This is a genomic window from Sediminibacterium sp. FW305-C-49 (assembly GCF_058231085.1).
The window spans coordinates 61,721-78,952 of record NZ_JBIQXS010000003.1 but is presented as its reverse complement, the minus strand read 5'-3'; the positions used below and the strand labels follow the sequence as shown (position 1 = coordinate 78,952).

General features: G+C 41.0%; 17 protein-coding genes. 9 read left to right on the top strand and 8 right to left on the bottom strand.

Annotated elements, in window-relative coordinates; genetic code table 11:
• Positions 1-54: 54 nt before the first annotated feature.
• Positions 55-1,647: a phosphoenolpyruvate carboxykinase (ATP) gene (gene pckA, locus ACH3Z1_RS14430; protein WP_490822696.1), complete on the bottom strand. Its 1,593-nt coding sequence runs from the start codon at positions 1,645-1,647 to the stop codon at positions 55-57.
• Positions 1,648-1,920: 273 nt separating this feature from the next.
• On the opposite strand from pckA, the gene ACH3Z1_RS14425 reads away from it, so the two are divergent.
• Both ACH3Z1_RS14425 and ACH3Z1_RS14420 read left to right on the top strand, forming a co-directional pair.
• Positions 1,921-3,342, top strand: coding sequence for an FAD-binding oxidoreductase (locus tag ACH3Z1_RS14425; RefSeq protein WP_490822695.1), 1,422 nt, complete (start codon positions 1,921-1,923; stop codon positions 3,340-3,342).
• Between the two features lie 27 nt (positions 3,343-3,369).
• A complete protein-coding gene (locus tag ACH3Z1_RS14420) occupies positions 3,370-3,966 on the top strand; it encodes a hypothetical protein (RefSeq protein ID WP_490822694.1) in 597 nt (198 codons plus the stop codon).
• On the opposite strand, the gene ACH3Z1_RS14415 is transcribed toward ACH3Z1_RS14420, so the two are convergent.
• Positions 3,947-4,486, bottom strand: a complete 540-nt coding sequence (locus ACH3Z1_RS14415) for an LOG family protein (RefSeq protein ID WP_490822693.1) — start codon at positions 4,484-4,486, stop codon at positions 3,947-3,949. The genes ACH3Z1_RS14420 and ACH3Z1_RS14415 overlap by 20 nt on opposite strands.
• Positions 4,487-4,645: 159 nt before the next feature.
• Here ACH3Z1_RS14415 and ACH3Z1_RS14410 point away from each other — a divergent pair, with 159 nt between their 5' ends.
• Entirely contained in the window at positions 4,646-6,094 is a 1,449-nt protein-coding gene (locus ACH3Z1_RS14410; protein WP_490822692.1) for a sodium:solute symporter, read from the top strand.
• Positions 6,095-6,118: 24 nt separating this feature from the next.
• On the opposite strand, the gene ACH3Z1_RS14405 is transcribed toward ACH3Z1_RS14410, so the two are convergent.
• Genes ACH3Z1_RS14405 through ACH3Z1_RS14395 form a run of 3 tightly spaced genes read right to left on the bottom strand, consistent with a single transcriptional unit; the run spans position 6,119 to position 8,177 of the window.
• The gene (locus tag ACH3Z1_RS14405) at positions 6,119-6,475 is read right to left on the bottom strand and encodes a hypothetical protein (RefSeq protein WP_490822691.1); all 357 of its coding nucleotides are present in this window, start codon (positions 6,473-6,475) and stop codon (positions 6,119-6,121) included.
• 9 nt (positions 6,476-6,484) lie between these two features.
• The gene (locus ACH3Z1_RS14400) at positions 6,485-6,730 is read right to left on the bottom strand and encodes a hypothetical protein (RefSeq protein WP_490822690.1); all 246 of its coding nucleotides are present in this window, start codon (positions 6,728-6,730) and stop codon (positions 6,485-6,487) included.
• A 10-nt stretch (positions 6,731-6,740) separates the two neighbouring features.
• A complete protein-coding gene (locus ACH3Z1_RS14395) occupies positions 6,741-8,177 on the bottom strand; it encodes an NADP-dependent isocitrate dehydrogenase (protein ID WP_490822689.1) in 1,437 nt (478 codons plus the stop codon).
• 93 nt (positions 8,178-8,270) lie between these two features.
• Between ACH3Z1_RS14395 and ACH3Z1_RS14390 the strand changes: the two genes are divergently transcribed.
• A complete protein-coding gene (locus tag ACH3Z1_RS14390; protein WP_490822688.1) occupies positions 8,271-9,188 on the top strand; it encodes a LysR family transcriptional regulator in 918 nt (305 codons plus the stop codon).
• A 40-nt stretch (positions 9,189-9,228) separates the two neighbouring features.
• Here ACH3Z1_RS14390 and ACH3Z1_RS14385 read toward each other — a convergent pair whose 3' ends face one another.
• A complete protein-coding gene (locus tag ACH3Z1_RS14385) occupies positions 9,229-9,504 on the bottom strand; it encodes a hypothetical protein (protein ID WP_490822687.1) in 276 nt (91 codons plus the stop codon).
• Positions 9,505-9,749: 245 nt separating this feature from the next.
• On the opposite strand from ACH3Z1_RS14385, the gene ACH3Z1_RS14380 reads away from it, so the two are divergent.
• From ACH3Z1_RS14380 to ACH3Z1_RS14365, 4 genes are all read left to right on the top strand, one after another.
• Positions 9,750-10,403, top strand: a complete 654-nt coding sequence (locus tag ACH3Z1_RS14380; protein ID WP_490822686.1) for an O-methyltransferase — start codon at positions 9,750-9,752, stop codon at positions 10,401-10,403.
• Positions 10,400-11,611 (top strand): glucosaminidase domain-containing protein, encoded by a 1,212-nt coding sequence (locus tag ACH3Z1_RS14375; RefSeq protein WP_490822685.1) that lies wholly within the window; start codon positions 10,400-10,402, stop codon positions 11,609-11,611. Before ACH3Z1_RS14380 ends, ACH3Z1_RS14375 begins: the two co-directional genes overlap by 4 nt.
• A 6-nt stretch (positions 11,612-11,617) precedes the next feature.
• Positions 11,618-12,160, top strand: coding sequence for a hypoxanthine phosphoribosyltransferase (gene hpt, locus ACH3Z1_RS14370; protein WP_490822684.1), 543 nt, complete (start codon positions 11,618-11,620; stop codon positions 12,158-12,160).
• Between the two features lie 75 nt (positions 12,161-12,235).
• Positions 12,236-13,996: a vWA domain-containing protein gene (locus ACH3Z1_RS14365; protein ID WP_490822683.1), complete on the top strand. Its 1,761-nt coding sequence runs from the start codon at positions 12,236-12,238 to the stop codon at positions 13,994-13,996.
• A 6-nt stretch (positions 13,997-14,002) separates the two neighbouring features.
• Here the strand turns inward: ACH3Z1_RS14365 and dnaJ are convergent, their stop codons facing one another.
• The gene (dnaJ, locus tag ACH3Z1_RS14360) at positions 14,003-15,163 is read right to left on the bottom strand and encodes a molecular chaperone DnaJ (protein WP_490822682.1); all 1,161 of its coding nucleotides are present in this window, start codon (positions 15,161-15,163) and stop codon (positions 14,003-14,005) included.
• Positions 15,164-15,250: 87 nt separating this feature from the next.
• A complete protein-coding gene (locus ACH3Z1_RS14355) occupies positions 15,251-15,820 on the bottom strand; it encodes a nucleotide exchange factor GrpE (protein ID WP_490822681.1) in 570 nt (189 codons plus the stop codon).
• A gap of 184 nt (positions 15,821-16,004) precedes the next feature.
• On the opposite strand from ACH3Z1_RS14355, the gene ACH3Z1_RS14350 reads away from it, so the two are divergent.
• On the top strand, positions 16,005-17,180 hold the full coding sequence (locus tag ACH3Z1_RS14350; RefSeq protein WP_490822680.1) for a class I SAM-dependent rRNA methyltransferase: 1,176 nt from the start codon (positions 16,005-16,007) through the stop codon (positions 17,178-17,180).
• Positions 17,181-17,232: the final 52 nt, after the last annotated feature.

Here is a 17,232-nt window from a genome sequence, read left to right as displayed (position 1 = left end):
AGACAAAGCAATCGAAGAGACCAAGTTGTATCGCCATAGGCGATAAATAATTAGTTATACAATAGGGGCTGCCTGAAGAATTTCTTCGCTGACACCTGCAGCATATTTCGAAAAATTCTGAATAAACTGTTGTGCCAGGTCTTTTGCTTTTGCATCGTATGCAGTTGTATCGGCCCAGGTATTTCTGGGGTTCAATATCTCCGCGGGTACACCTGAACAAGTTAATGGCATCATCATACCAAATACAGGATGTGCTTCAAACTGAACATGATCTAATTCTCCTTTCAATACAGCCGTAATCATGGCACGGGTATAACTCAGTTTCATCCTGCTTCCCACTCCATAAGACCCCCCACTCCATCCAGTATTAATCATCCACACTTTTACATCATGTTCCTTCATTTTTTGTCCGAGCATCTCTGCATACTTACCCGGATGTAATGGCAGAAACGGTGCCCCAAAGCATGCACTAAAGGTAGATTTGGGTTCTGTTACACCGGCTTCTGTACCGGCAACTTTGGCCGTATAACCACTGATGAACTGATACATAGCCTGTCCGGGTGTTAAACGACTAACAGGCGGCAATACACCATAAGCATCACATGTAAGAAAGAAAATATTTTTTGGGAGTCCACCTATACTTGGTTCAGCAGCATTGCTGATAAAATGCAGTGGGTAACTCACGCGTGTATTCTCTGTAATTTTTTTGGAAGCAAAATCAATCTGCTTGCTGCCTGCCATAAAACCAACATTTTCTACCAGTGCCCCGGGGCGAATAGCATGAAATATTTCAGGCTCTTTTTCTTCACTCAGGTCAATGGTTTTAGCATAACAGCCCCCTTCAAAATTAAATACGCTGTTAGCTGTCCAGCCATGCTCATCATCGCCAATGAGTTTACGGTTCGGGTCGGCACTCAGTGTTGTTTTACCGGTACCACTTAATCCAAAGAAAATAGCAACATCGCCTGCATCGCCCATGTTGGCACTGCAATGCATGCTGAGAACATTTTTTTCCTGTGGCAATACATAGTTAAGAATAGTGAAAATACCTTTCTTCATTTCACCTGTATAACCTGTTCCACCAATGAGAATGGTTTTATGTGTAAATGAAACAACAGCAAAATTATGTTGACGTGTTCCATCTATTGCTGGATTCGCTTTAAATCCGGGCGCCTGGATAATATGCCACTCTGGATTAAAGTTTTCAAGTTCCTGCTCTGCAGGTCTGAGGAACATATTGTAAGCAAATAAATTACTCCATGGATTTTCGTTAATGACACGGATATTCATTCTGTATACAGGATCAGCACATGCATATGCATCACGCACCCAGATTTCCTCTTTTCCATTGAGGTAACTGATCATTTTATCCCTTAACTGGAAAAAATATTTTTCCTCAATGGCAATGTTAAAATTATTCCAGTGAACGGTATCTGCTGTTATTGCATCTTTTACAATGAATTTGTCCTGCGGAGAACGACCGGTAAATTCACCTGTTTCAATACAGAGGGCACCTGTATTGTTTAACACGCCCTGACCGCGAAAGACGGTCTGCTCGGTTAATGCTTCCGGACTTAACTGATAATGAACGTGATGCATGGGTTTAAATCCCAATGCCGTCAACTGCTGAAAATTTAGCTGGGTCATAGATTCAATCATATACGAACAATCGTTAGTTAGTCCGGCAAAAATAATTGTTTAACGCTTTCGTTGATTTTTTTATGTAGTATCTACACATTGGCTTTTATCAATCGTTTGCGGTGAATCTTTTAAGATATTCAAGGAATACTGAAGGACATGAGAGTTTACCTAATATCTCTCAGTAATAATTGAAGTTTTTATAAAAAAATAGCTTTAAAAGCGCAAAATCCTGCAAACATCTCCCCTCCAACAAGTATTTTTACCAAAATTATCTAAAACATGGCGGCTACGGCAGTTAAGGGCACCCTCACCAGCGGACATATTCAGCAATTCAAATCCATTCTGGGTGACGCATTTGTATTGGCAGACGAAGAAAACCTGAATCATTACGGACACGATGAAACAGAACACCTGTTATACCTGCCTGAAGTGGTTGTAAAACCCCGTACAGCAGAAGAAATTGCCGCCATCATGAAAATCTGTAATAAAGACCTTATTCCGGTTACCCCAAGAGGTGCTGGCACCGGGTTAAGCGGCGGCGCTTTACCACATCTTGGTGGCGTATTGTTGTCTACCGAAAGAATGAACAGTATTCTTTCGATTGATGAAAGAAACTTGCAGGTAATTACAGAACCCGGGGTAATTACAGAAGTATTACAGAACGCCGTAAAAGAAAAAGGACTTTTCTATCCACCCGACCCCAGCAGCCGTGGCAGTTGTTTCATTGGTGGAAATATTGCCGAGAACAGCGGCGGCCCCAAGGCGGTAAAATATGGTGTTGTAAAAGATTATGTACTGAACCTGGAAGTGGTATTACCTAATGGTGAAATCATCTGGACAGGTGCCAACGTGTTAAAAAACTCAACCGGTTATAACCTCACTCAATTGGTGGTTGGCAGCGAAGGTACTTTAGGCATTGTTACAAAAATTGTACTCAAACTCATCCCCTTTCCTAAGTACGATTTATTAATGCTTGTTCCTTTTGCATCGCTGGAAAAAGCCAGTGAAGCTGTAAGTGCCATTTTCCGTGCAGGTTTTGTACCCAGTGCATTAGAGTTGGTAGAAATAGATGCATTAAAGATTGTGAGTAAAATGGTAGACAGTACTGCCGTTCCTGTTGATGACTCTATTGCTGCTCACCTCATTATTGAAGTAGATGGCAATAATATGGATGTACTGATGAGTGAAATGGAATCCATTGCAGAATTGCTTACACAATTTGATGCAGGTGAAGTATTTTTTGCAGACGATGCACAACAAAAAGCAGAACTCTGGAAATTACGCCGCCGTGTAGCAGAAGCAGTCAAAACAAGTGGCTATACCATTGAAGAAGACACAGTGGTTCCACGTGCTGAATTACCTGCATTGATTAAAGGTGTGAAAGAGTTGGGCAAACAATATGGTTTCCATGCTGTTTGTTATGGACATGCTGGTGATGGCAACCTGCATATCCGCATCAACCATCCTACTATTAAAAACAGTCACGGTAACGTTGAAATGACCAATGCACTTCGTGCTTTATTTGAACTCGTAAAAAGCCTGGGAGGCACAATCAGTGGTGAACATGGTATCGGACTGATCCAAAAACCATATATGGCTACCGTTTTTAAAGATGCCAATCTGTATATCATGCGTGAAATCAAAAAAGCATTCGATCCTAACAATATTTTAAACGCAGGTAAAATCTTTGACCTGAACTGAGACGTACATTTGCATAAATACCTAACTATGAAAAACAGTGTATTGTTTACCTGCCTTTTATTGCTCTGTAGTAGTGTTTTTGCACAGCAAATTGAAAGCGATGAACAACCCAAAGGCTTCAAAAGAGAAAACATGTTCTTTGGTTCGAGCCTGAACTTATCACTGGGTAATCGTTTTTTTAATGTGGGTGTAAATCCTGAACTGGGTTATAGCCTCAATAAATGGCTGGACGCAGGTGTTTCCTTAAACATCAACTATTTCTCTCAGAATGCATCTGATTTCAGCAATACCCGTTTCCGCAATTTCAATTATGGTGCAGGTACTTTTTTACGCATTTGGCCCGTAAACTTCTTACACCTGCAGGTGCAGCCAGAATACAACTGGATCAATTCTTCACAGAAGAATGTTATTACAGGTCAAACCGCCAAATATAATTACAATGCAGAAAGTTTGCTCGTAGGTATTGGTTATGGTAACCGGGTGGTTGGCGGACAATACTCTTATGTTACGCTGATGATCGATGTATTACAAAACATCAACTCCCCTTATCGTGACCAGTTTAATGACCCCTTACCGGTATTCAGGGCAGGTTTTGGTGTATACCTTAATCGAAAAAAGCAATAGCTTCATCGGCACTGTTTAAAACAATCAGCCGTTCGCGCCAGTCTTCATACAGAAACCCTTCTTCGGCCATCTGTTCAATATGTGCCACAAGATGCTGATAATATCCTGCTGTATTCAGCAGGATTATTTTTTTGTTGTGAATGTTCAGTGTATTCCAGGTTAGCATTTCAAACAACTCATCCAATGTGCCGTTACCTCCGGGTAATACGATTGCAGCATCACAAAGTTCATACATCATCTTTTTGCGTATATGCATGTCTTTTACTACATGTAATTCTGTAATGCCTTCATGCTGGTGTTCCCATTCAAGTAATACTTCAGGTATCACACCAATCGCTTTCCCACCATGGTCCATCACAGCATTGGCGATGGCTCCCATGAGTCCTTTGTTACCACCGCCATAAATCAGGGTAATGCCGTGCGCCGCCATGAGTTTCCCCAGCCTCGAAGCATCGGCCAGGAAAACAGGGTTATTCCCATTCTTTGAACCGCAAAAAACTGCAATACGCTTAGTTTGCATACCTAATCATTTACGTCGCAATGTAAGCAGCTTTGTCGTTACAAGCCAAAACAGTGTATTTTTTATTTGTAAAGTTCCCGTTTCAATTCCTGCAATAAACCGCAACATCCCCTATCTTTACCCTGAACGATTGTTATTCAGCTTATAAAAAATAACGCTATGTCGCCACTCCTCCTGTTCTCTTTTGTGATCATTTATTTCCTGATTTTATTGGCAGTTGCCTGGTACACGGGCAGAAACAGCAACAATGAATCTTTTTTTATCGGGAACAGAAACAGCAACTGGATGCTGGTAGCTTTTGGCATGATCGGCACTTCACTAAGTGGTGTCACTTTTGTCAGTGTTCCAGGTGCAGTGGCAAAAGAATCTTTTGCTTACATGCAGATAACGCTTGGTTATCTGATAGGTTATATGGTGATTGCTTTTGTGTTATTGCCATTGTACTACAAACTCAACCTTACATCTATTTATAATTATCTCAGTACGCGACTGGGTTTTGCTTCCTACAAAACAGGTGCTTCTTTTTTTATTTTATCGCGCACATTGGGTGCTACCGCACGCCTGTATCTTGTGGTTCGCATTTTACAGGATGCTATATTGGAAAGTTTTCACATCCCCTTCTGGGCCACTACACTCATTATTCTCCTGATGATTTTATTGTACACCTATGAAGGTGGTGTAAAAACAATTGTATGGACCGATACCTTGCAGACTTCGTGTATGCTAATTGGTCTGGTAATATGTGTAGTCTATATTTTAAGTCAGTTAGATATGGGTATCGGGCAAAGTCTTTCCGCAATGGGTGAAAAAGGCTATTCAAAAATATTCTTTACCGAACCTGAAAGTCGTTTCTTCTTTGTGAAACAGATACTGGCTGGTGCATTTGTAACCATTACCATGACGGGTATGGATCAGGAAATGATGCAGAAAAATATTTCTGTAAAAACATTAAAGGACTCACAGAAGAATGTAGTAACCCTTGGTTTTATTATGCTGGCTGTAATAGGTCTGTTCCTTTTTCTGGGTGGCTTGTTACACCTTTATGCAGATGCGCAGGGTATTGCGGCCACGGGCGATAAACTCTTCCCCACCATTGCCTTGCAACATATGCCAAGTATGGTATCTGTCATTTTCATCATTGCATTGATATCTGCCCTCTTTCCCAGTGCAGATGGGGCTATTACTGCACTCACTTCCTCGTTCTGTATTGATATCATCGGATTACAACGCCGCGATGACTGGACCGATCAACAAAAGAAAAAAATCAGACAACGTGTACACCTGGTTTTTGCAGGGATTTTCCTCTTATTCGTGATGGTGTATAAATGGATTGACAGCAGCAGTATGATTGGGGTCATCTTAAAAGTAGCCGCTTATACCTATGGACCTTTACTGGGGCTGTTTACTTTTGGTATTTTGTTGAAACGGGCTGTAAATGATAAGTTAGTACCATTGGTATGTATTGCTTCTCCGTTATTATGTCTTCTCGTCGATAAATTTCAGAAGCAATTATTCGGCTCTTTCGAAATTGGCTTGGAATTACTGATTATAAACGGCCTGATAACCTTCTTAGGATTACTGCTGATTTCACGGAGAAGCAATACATAAAATAAACTGCATTAGTTTATTTTATTACCATAATTGTACAATGTCCCGGTCTGCTGATTGTACAGGCATTGAATATACCTCTTCCGGTAAAGGTTCTTCTATCTTATCTCCTTTTCGGATGCTTACCAGCGACTCTATTTCCAGTTTATAGCCAGAAGCTGTTGCATTGGTCAGTAAGCTAAGTACCTGATCACGACTTTCATATAATTCTGAAAGTCTTTTTTCAGATACCGGATCGGGCTTCCCATAACGTTCTTCGGAACTAAAATTCCGCATACGATGAAAATTAATTTTGTGGTTGAGTAGTGTTAACAACACTTCTTTTGCTTCATCAGGAGTAAAAACACCATTAATAAGTGTAACATTTTCTGTTGTAGTCATATAAATTTTTTATGCGATTATAATTCCGGATTCAATATTAACAGGCTGTTCATTAGAGAATATGCGGGTTTTAAATTCATAGAGTTCTTTCTGCAATTGTTTGATCCTGTTTTCGCGCATCTTAATATCCTCCTCTTTTTCAGCCCATCTGATCTTATCTTCATGATACTTAATCTTGATATTTACCATTTGCGAAACAAGATCAAATGCTTCGGTTTTATTGAACCGGCCTTTAATAAGTTGTAGCTCTATCATATGTTTGGTTTTATTGTCCTTGACCGAGTGAATAGGATTGTTTTCCGTTAAATGTGTAGAGATTTTCTGTTTTGATGGTATCAATACCATGTGCCTCTGCTTTTTCAAGTAGTTCAATAATCTGCTCCTTGGTAACGCCCGCACCATTGGTAGGTTTGAAGCGGCAACGCCAGTGGTCGGTACAGAAGGTTTCTTCAAAACCTTCCGGCCATACTTTGATACCCCTGTTTGTAATCATTGATAATTCTACACCCAATACATCTACCTGTTTAATTTTTGCAGCCAGTTCATCTGCCTTGTAACCATTCCAGTGTACGAAAATATCTACACCTACCAGTTCTTTACTGGCTGGTGCTTTGCGGGTATATTTTGGCAGGGTTAATACAGTCTGTTCATTGTAGTGAACCGGTGGAAGTTGTAATGGTTGCTTTCCAAGGTTGGCTATCACAGCTTTTGCAAATTCTTTGGTTCCCACAAGCTGTTTACTCACACCTTCTTTATAGATATCGTATGTATGGATTCCATCTTCGATTGTTTTTAACCATGCATTCTGCACTTTTTCAGCTACCGATGACTGTCCGATATGACTGAGCATCATGATCGCACCTTGTAATAATCCGGATGGGTTAGCTACATTCTGACCGGCCCTTCTGGGAGCAGAGCCGTGAATGGCTTCAAACATAGCACATGACTCACCAATATTGGCTGAGCCTGCCAGTCCTACTGAGCCTGTAATCTGTGCTGCCACATCCGACAATACATCACCATATAAGTTGGGCATCACTATTACATCAAAGTCTTCCGGTGTATCGGCTACTTTTGCAGCCCCGATATCAATGATCCAATGTTCATTTTCAATCGTAGGGTATTCCTTTGCGATTTCGTCGAATACCTGGTGAAACAAACCATCGGTCTGCTTCATAATATTATCTTTAGTAAAGCAGGTTACTTTTTTCCTCCCGTATTGTTTTGCATACTCAAAAGCATACCGAACAATTTTCTCACAGCCTGGCCTACTGATCAGTTTTAAACATTGTACCACTTCGTCGGTCTGCTGATGTTCAATACCAGCATATAAATCTTCTTCATTTTCGCGGATGATCACAATATCCATTTCAGGATGCTTGGTCTTCACATATGGATAAAGACTCTTACAGGGGCGGACATTCGCATACAGTCCTAAGAACTTCCGGGTGGTTACATTCAGACTTTTATATCCACCTCCCTGCGGGGTAGTGATTGGGGCTTTGAGAAAAACTTTATTCCTCCGGATAGTATCCCAGGCCTCTTTGGCTATACCGGCATTGTTGCCGGCGAGGTACACTTTCTCTCCTACTTCAATTTCATCAATCTCAATCTGCGCGCCCGCTGCTGTAATAATTTCGATTGTAGCATCCATAATTTCAGGACCGATACCATCTCCTTTTGCGATTGTAATTTTTGTCATACTTGATTGTCTTTTTATTTAATGAAGCAAAAATGAGATGAAGTATTTATATATTTTCATTTATCTTTACAATGATATGCATAAATATAATTTATGAATTACACGCTCAACCAATTACAGATTTTCCTGAAAGTATCAGAGACACAGAGTGTCACCAAGGCGGCAGAAGAATTATACCTCACACAACCGGCCGTTTCTATCCAATTGAAAAACTTTCAGGATCAGTTCGACATACCTCTTACAGAAGTGGTAGGTAGAAAATTATATATCACCGACTTTGGAAAAGAAATTGCCACAGCGGCAGAAGCCATACTTAACGAGGTTAAAGCCATCAATTATAAGACCCAAGCTTATAAAGGGCAGCTATCCGGCAGACTTAAGATTTCAGTTGTATCAACGGGCAAATACGTAATGCCTTATTTTCTCACTGGTTTCATGAAACAACATCCTGGCGTAGACCTGTTGATGGATGTAACGAACAAAGCCAAAGTGATAGAGAGCCTTGACAGGAATGAAGTAGATTTTTCCCTTGTATCGATTATCCCGGATACAATGCAACTAAACAGAATTGAATTGCTGCCCAATAAACTGTATTTAGTAGGTGCACGTGGCTCGAGAATACCTGCACAGGTGAGCATAAAAAAATTGTTTGAGGAATTGCCACTCATTTTCCGTGAAAATGGCTCTGGCACAAGGCAGACTATGGAAAAATTTATTGAAAAACACCACCTCACTTTTCGCAAAAAAATGGAGCTTACCTCCAATGAAGCGGTAAAACAGGCTGTACTGGCGGGTTTAGGCTATTCAATCATGCCACTGATAGGTATTAAAAACGAATTGAAAAACGGAGATATGAAAATCATTCCGGTAAAAGGTCTGCCTATTAAAACGGCCTGGCAGTTGATCTGGTTAAAAGGAAAAAAAACTTCTCCCGTGGCAGCTTCTTTTCTGGAATATGTAACCAGAGAAAAGGCATCCGTTACCAAACAATTTTTTCCACAGGTAGATTAACCGAAATAATATCGCCTGGCTCAGCACTGCATAAAATTACTTATTCCTCTTTTCGCACTTCTTTCCACACAAACTCTTCAATCTCATCAAAGAGACTGCGTGTTCTGTTTTTCCCTTTTGAGTATTCCTCATATTTATTGGTGAGTGCAACAGCAAGCTGGTACATTTCTTCAGTGGCTGTCTGGTCTACCATTTCAGTAAAGCTCTTAGGCTGTTTACTTATTTCTAACTCTCTGATATAACACAGTACTTCCACAACTTCAAAATGTGTTTTTTGCCAGGAGTCAAATCCGTTTGGGAAATCAGGCATAGCCATGGCTAATCGTTTTAAAGAGTAATCGTATCTTTTAAAAATACTCTTTTTTCTTCTCTAAAAATCATATATAGACCAATGTCAGAATCTTAGCAATGTCTTAACCATATCAGTTATGCACTTTTACCCATCGCCGAAACCGCACCTATACAACGTATATCAAAAATCAGCCAGTAAAACGGATTGTAACTTTTGAATTTTGCTTTTTGCATTCCCCAATCCAGCTATCAGTTGCTTATCTTTGCTCCATGAATACCCCCCTGATTCTCTCCCCCGAGGCAGAAGCCTATGCCCAGGCCTTTACCGCTTCTGAGGATAGTCTTTTACAGGAAATTGCCCAGTATACTACCCGGCAGCATCCCCAGGCCCATATGCTGAGCGGACAGGTGCAGGGTAAATTTTTATCCTTTCTGAGCACTATTCAGCGCCCTACATACGTTTTAGAGATAGGTACGTTTACCGGGTACAGTGCCCTTTGCCTGGCAGAAGGTCTTCAGCCAGACGGAGAACTGCATACCATTGAATGCCGGGAGGAAGACGCCATTATAGCCAGGAACTATTTTAGCAAAAGCAAAAGAAATCATCAGATACATTTGCACATTGGAAATGCAGCAGACATTATACCTGCATTGGAACATCAATGGGATCTCGTTTTCATAGATGCGGACAAAACAGGTTATATCGGGTATTATGAACAAATCGTACCCCGGCTTAACAAAGGTGGAATCATTATTGCAGACAATGTACTGTTTCATGGGCAGGTACTTGAAGCAAGCATCAGCGGTAAGAATGCAAAAGCCATACATGCATTCAATGAACATGTGAGGCAGGATGAAAGAACGGAACAGGTATTATTAACCATCAGGGATGGGCTCTTACTGATTAAAAAGAAAGACGCATGAAAAAATGGATCTTTTTACTGGTAGTTTACGCTTGCATTGCCACCAATAGCACAGCACAGCAATTGTCAGTGAAAGAAAAAACAGAAGCTTATATCAACAGTTATAAAGAACTGGCCATTGAAGAGATGTTGCGTACCGGTGTGCCCGCATCTATCAAACTTGCTCAGGGCATTCTGGAATCACAGTTTGGTGAAAGTCCGCTAGCAAAAAACGCCAACAACCATTTTGGTATCAAATGTAAAACGGAATGGACTGGTGAAAAAACCTACCAGGATGATGATGCCAAAGGAGAATGTTTTCGTGTATATACCGATGCTGCACAATCGTACAAAGACCATTCAGATTTTTTGAAGACCAGGGCTCACTATGCTTTTCTATTCAAACTTGAACCTACCGATATTACAGGATGGGCTTATGGTCTTAAACGTGCCGGTTATGCTACAAGCCCTACCTACCCGGAAAAATTATTACGGGTAGTAGAAGATTATAAACTGCACCAGTATACCTTACTCGCTCTTGCCATTAAAGAAAACAGAAATGCCGCAACTGTAGCCCCTACCCAGCATGTAACTGTTGCTGTTGATGCCACAAAACTACCTGTACATTGGGTAAAAGAGGAAGACAAAAAGAGCAAAGAAGATAAGACGCAAATAGTTGAAAAAAATAAAGACCCCAAGGGACCAGAGGAAAATAAGATAAAAGAAGAATCAAAGACCATCGCTGTACAGGCTGTAGTAGAAGACATTGCCGGTAAAGCGGAGGACACCGCTCTTCCTGAAAAGAAAGCCGAACCAACTGCAGAGAAAAAGCCATCTCCCTATCCTGATGGCGTTTTTACCATCAACCACACAAAAGCCATTTATGCCAAAGAAGGCACTTCCCTCCTTGCACTGGCACACAGATACGATATCAGCCTGAGTAAATTATTCGATTTTAATGAATTACCGGAAAGTGATATTCTGGATGCTGATCAGTTATTGTTTATTGAGAAAAAACAAAAAAGAGGTGCTTCCGATCTGCATGAAGTAACTGCAGGCGAAACATTACATACCATTTGTCAGAAAGAAGGTATTCGTCTTGAAAGTCTACTTGAATACAATAAACTAAAGAAAGACAGCCAGCTTTCTGTAGGTCAGAAACTCTTCCTTCGTTCTCCTGTAGAGATAAAAAATGCTGCTGCGAAAGCAAAATCAAAATCCACAAAATAGTTCAACATGAGTGTGATCACTGTTCACGATAAACAATTTGTCCCTTACTTACCCGAAGACCTGATCCGTGAAAAAGTCAGGGAACTGGCGGCACAGCTCGACAAAGACTATGCAGGTAAGAAACCTTTGTTCATTGCCATCCTGAACGGTTCATTTATGTTCGCTGCAGACCTTTTCAAAGAACTTAGCATTGAAGCAGAGATCTGCTTTATTAAACTTGCTTCCTATAAAGGCACGAAATCAACCGGCCAGGTAATTACAGCCATCGGTCTCGATACAGAGATCAATAACCGGCATGTAGTGATTCTCGAAGATATTATCGACACGGGTAAAACCATGAATGAGTTTTTGCCACAACTCATCAATCAGCAACCTTTATCACTTAAAGTAGCGGTGCTTTTACATAAGCCCGATGCGATGAAATATCCCATCCAGATGGATTATTGCTGCTTCACCATTCCCAATCGTTTTGTGCTTGGTTACGGACTTGATTACGATGGTCTGGGCCGAAATATCAGAGAAATTTACCAGCTCAAGGACGAAGCATAACAAGGCTTTAACAGCGACTGCTGTACCTGAATCCATTGATTTAGCGTTATATTGTAGTTGAAACCCCTTTGCCAAATGAGTAAACGCATTTGGATATTATTGTACTGTCTTGCCTGTTACTTCTGCTCCACTGCGCAATATTATATACGTGGTGAGGTGAGAAATGAATATGGGGTATTGTTGGAAGGTGTTAAACTCAGACTAAAATCAAAGCCACAACAATTATTTACCAGTGGCAGCTCAGGTGCATTTGGCATTTCATTGACGCAGCTCAGAGATTCTCTTTATTTACAACTGGACGGATACGAAAAACTTTGTGTACTGGCAGACAGCAGGCAGTTCCAACGCCTCCAACTCAACACACTTCCAGGCACTTTAAAGTTGTATAAAAATAACAGGGCTTCCATCGTATCGAATGCAAAAGAAAATAATTATACCCCGTATACAAATCTTGGTGAAAGCTACAGCGGCTTAATTGAAAACAGTTTTATTAAAGCAGCCGATTTTCCTGAGACAGGTTTTTCTCTCAACATCGATAACGCAGCATATAGTAATATCAGACGTTTTATTTCGAACCAGATGTTTGTACCGGAAGACGCTGTTCGCATTGAAGAAATGTTGAATTATTTCAGCTTTCCCATTGCTGAAAATAGAGCGCAAAAAAGTAAACAAGAATTCAGCTTCAGTTATAAACATACCAGTTGTCCCTGGAAGCCAGGCAACCAGTTATTTTTTTTACAAATGGAAGCACCCACTATTCCATTGGAAAATGTACCACCTTCCAATCTCGTGTTCCTGATTGATATTTCAGGTTCTATGGATAAACCTAATCGTTTACCCTTATTACAATCTGCTTTTAAATTGCTGGTTAATAACCTGCGCGATTGTGATACCATTACCGTTGCCACTTATGGCGGTGGCGTTGGTATTGTTCTTCCTCCTACCGGTGGTGCTCATAAACAAAGTATTAAAAATGTCATTGACTCTTTGTCGGCAGGTGGCGATACACCCGGCGCAGGCGCTATTCAATTAGCTTATCAACTGGCAAAAGATAATTTTATTCCTCAGGGGAATAACCGTGTTATCCTCGCCACTGATGGTGATTTCAATGTGGGACAGTCTTCTGAGAAAGAACTGGAAGAGTTGATTGTACGTTATCAGCAAACAGGTATTTATCTCACCTGTCTGGGTGTGGGTATGGGTAATTATAAAGACAGCAAACTGGAATCACTTTCAAAAAAAGGCAATGGTAATTTTGCCTATATAGACCAGGCAAGAGAAGCAGAGAAAGTTTTAGTAACAGAATTTACCAAAACCATTTTTGCGATCGCCGATGATGCATCTGTTACTGTACGTTTTAATCCGTCTACCGTATCCGATTACAGGCTGGTGGGTTTCGACAATAAGAAAACCGCTTTGGAAGACAGCAACAGTGTGCTTGAAGGTGGGGAAATCGGCAGTGGTCATACCATTACTGCCATCTTTGAAATAAGTCCTGCAAAAGACAGCGCAGTTGCTGTTCACCAGGCTTTGGCTTCTCTTGAACTGAAATATAAAAAACCGGGAACAAATGAATTTGTGCAGCAATTGTTTAACTGCAACTATGAGGGTATAGATATCAGGCAAGCCGATAGCATGTATCGTTTTGCAGCAGCGGTGGCAATGTTTGGTTCTGTATTGCGCAAATCTAAATTTACCAGAGACTATCAATTAGAAGACGTACTAACATTAGCCAAATCGGGCATTCGCAGGAACGATCGCCTTCAAAATGAATTTGGCAGATTAATAGAGCAGGCCATCCTACTCTATCATCCGCCAAAGAAAAAAAGAAAATAGTATGTGTTAGCTGAAAGCTTCTTTCACTCTTTCAAAGAAGCTCTTATCACTTTTATTTGGATTAGGTTTGAAATTAGGACTCTCACTCATTTTCTCCAGCATACGCTTCTCTTCATCACTCACCTGCTGAGGTGTCCATACATTTACATAAATTAACTGATCACCTTTATTGTATCCCTGCACTTCCGGAAAACCTTTTCCTTTGAGTCGGAATATTTTTCCACTCTGGGTACCCGCAGGTATTTTAATTTTTGCCCTCCCGTCAATGGTAGGCACTTCTACTTGTGTACCAAATACGGCATCAGGGAATGATAAATGAAGATCGTATGCCACATTCAACCCATCACGCTGTAATTCAGGATGTGCTTCTTCTTCAATCTGTATAATAAGATCTCCAGCAAATCCGCCACGTTCACCTGCATTACCTTTTCCACTCATACTCAGTTGCATGCCTTCCTGTACACCTGCCGGAATATCGATACTGATGGTTTCTTCCCCGTATGTCCTTCCCTCTCCTTTACAACTGCCACATTTTGAAGTTACCGTTGAACCTTCCCCGTTACAGGTTGGACAAGTACTAACAGTTTGCATTTGTCCGAGGAATGTATTCGTTACTCTTCTTACCTGTCCTGTTCCGCCGCAAGTGCCACAATTCTGTACACTGTTTTTATCTTTTGCCCCATTACCACCGCAGGTATTACACAATACATGTTTTTTTACTTTTACATTCTTGGTAACACCTTTGGCAATCTCTTCAAAATTCAGCTTTAGTTTGATACGCAGGTTACTGCCTCTCTGACCGCGGGCACGACCGCCACCACCGTTATTTCTTCTTCCACCGCCAAAGAAATTCCCAAACATGTCATCGCCGAAAATATCACCGAACTGGCTGAAGATATCATCCATATTACTATAACCACCGTTGCCTCCGCCAGTACCTGGTCCGAATGCGGCATGACCATAACGGTCATATTTTGCTTTTTTATCCGCATCACTCAGCACTTCATAGGCTTCTGCTGCTTCTTTAAACTTCTCTTCCGCATCCTTATCACCCGGATTACGATCGGGGTGGTATTGCATAGCCACTTTCCGATAAGCTTTTTTAATCTCATCGGCTGAAGCTGATTTACTTACCCCTAATATTTCGTAGAAATCTCTTTTAGCCATTTTTTTATATTTGTTGATCTCAGATGTCGGATGTCTGATTTATCATTCAAATCAGACATCCGACATCCGACATCTGACATCTCCAAATTACTTTCCAACCACCACTTTTGCAAAGCGGATAATTTTATCGTTTAAGTAATATCCTTTCATCACTTCATCCAGTACTTTTCCTTTCAATTCTTCTGTTGGTGCAGGAATTTCGGTGATGGCTTCGTGTTTCTCTACATCAAAATCTGTATGGATGCTTTCCATCACTTTTACTCCTTTTGACTGCATGTTGGAACGAAGTTTATTAAACACGAGTTGGATACCTTCTTTCTGCACAGCAATATCGTCACTACCCTGTAATTGTTTTTCCGCACGGTCACAGTCATCCAGCACATCGAGTAGTGAAACGATTACATCTTTACCCGCAGTTTGTATCAGTTCAATACGTTCTTTAGCGGTTCTGCGTCTGAAATTGTCGAATTCGGCCATCAGACGGAGATATTTGTCTTTCTGCTCCTGTAACTCGGCCTGTAATTTTTCCAGTTGGCTGTCGTCGGTAACCGGCTCATTCAGGTGTGAGGTACCGGCAGCATTTTCATCAGCATTGATATCGATACCCTGGTTCAGTTCTTCATTTACGTTTGGTGTAGTCGTTGCCTGCTCTTCCATAGTTATTTTGCTTAATACTTGTTGTGGCAATACTGTCAAAAATTTTGCCGATGCAAAGAAACGGGAAAAAATGGCAGTTTTCGAGGCTAAAAAGCGGAGCTTGTCAGTTGAATTACAGCTATTTCCGGGTTTCCCGGCCGCTTTAACAGCATGAGCTCTGGGGGCGATGAATTATCTTCGCGCCATGACAAATGTGTATCTCAGGAAAAAGATTGCTCCCCGGATCGCCAATGGCCATCCCTGGATATTTGGAAATGAGGTGGATAGGGTATCGGGACCCGTTGAAGCAGGTGATATTGTAGATGTGTTTTTTGCCGATGGTAAGCTGGCCGGACGTGGTTATGTGAACCCAAAATCGCAGATCATGGTGCGATTATTGACCCGTAAACAGGAAGAAATCAATGAACAGTTCTTTTATAACAGGATTGCTGGAGCATGGAGCTATCGCCAGAAAATTGGTTATACCGAAAATTGCCGTCTTATTTTTGGTGAAGCAGACTATATGCCCGCACTTATTATCGATAAGTTCAACGACTATTTTGTGCTCCAAACCCTCTCACTGGGTATGGACAAATGGAAACCTGCCATCGTAAAAGCACTGGAATCCATCTTCTCACCCAAAGGTATTTATGAACGCAATGATGTACCTGTTCGGGAACTGGAAGGTCTCTCCCAACACAAAGGTTTTCTGTCTGCTCCTTTTGATACCAATATCATCATCCAAGAAAATGGATTAAAGTTTCATGTTGATATTGAAAACGGACAAAAAACAGGATACTTTCTGGATCAGCAGGATAACCGTCGCGCCATTCAGCATATTGTAAAAGATGCTGAAGTGCTGGGTGCATTTACCTATACCGGTACTTTTGAAATTCATGCAGCGCATTATGGAGCCAAATCGGTGCTCGGTTTAGACATTTCAGAGAATGCAGTAGCGCAGGCAAACAAAAATGCAGCGTTGAACGGACTCGAAAATATTTGTCGCTTTGAAGCCATGAATGCATTCGATGTGTTGAAACAGTGGGGTAAAGATGGAAGACAATATGATGTGGTCATGCTCGACCCACCCGCTTTCACCAAAAGCAGGGAAAATATTCAGAAAGCGATTACGGGTTATAAAGAAATTAACCTCAGAGGAATGAAACTTATTCGCAATGGCGGTTTCCTTGTTACATCAAGTTGTACCAATCTTGTACAACCCGATCTCTTCTTACAAACCATTGAAATGGCCGCCAAAGATGCCCGCAAAAAAATAAGACAGGTTACATTCCAGGCACAAGCCAGCGACCACCCGATTATCTGGGGCATGGAGAATACGAATTATTTAAAGTTCCTGATTGTGGAAGTGACGGACAGGTAATAATTCAAAAGTCAAAAATCAAAAGGGATTATATACATGATTTCCTTTTGAT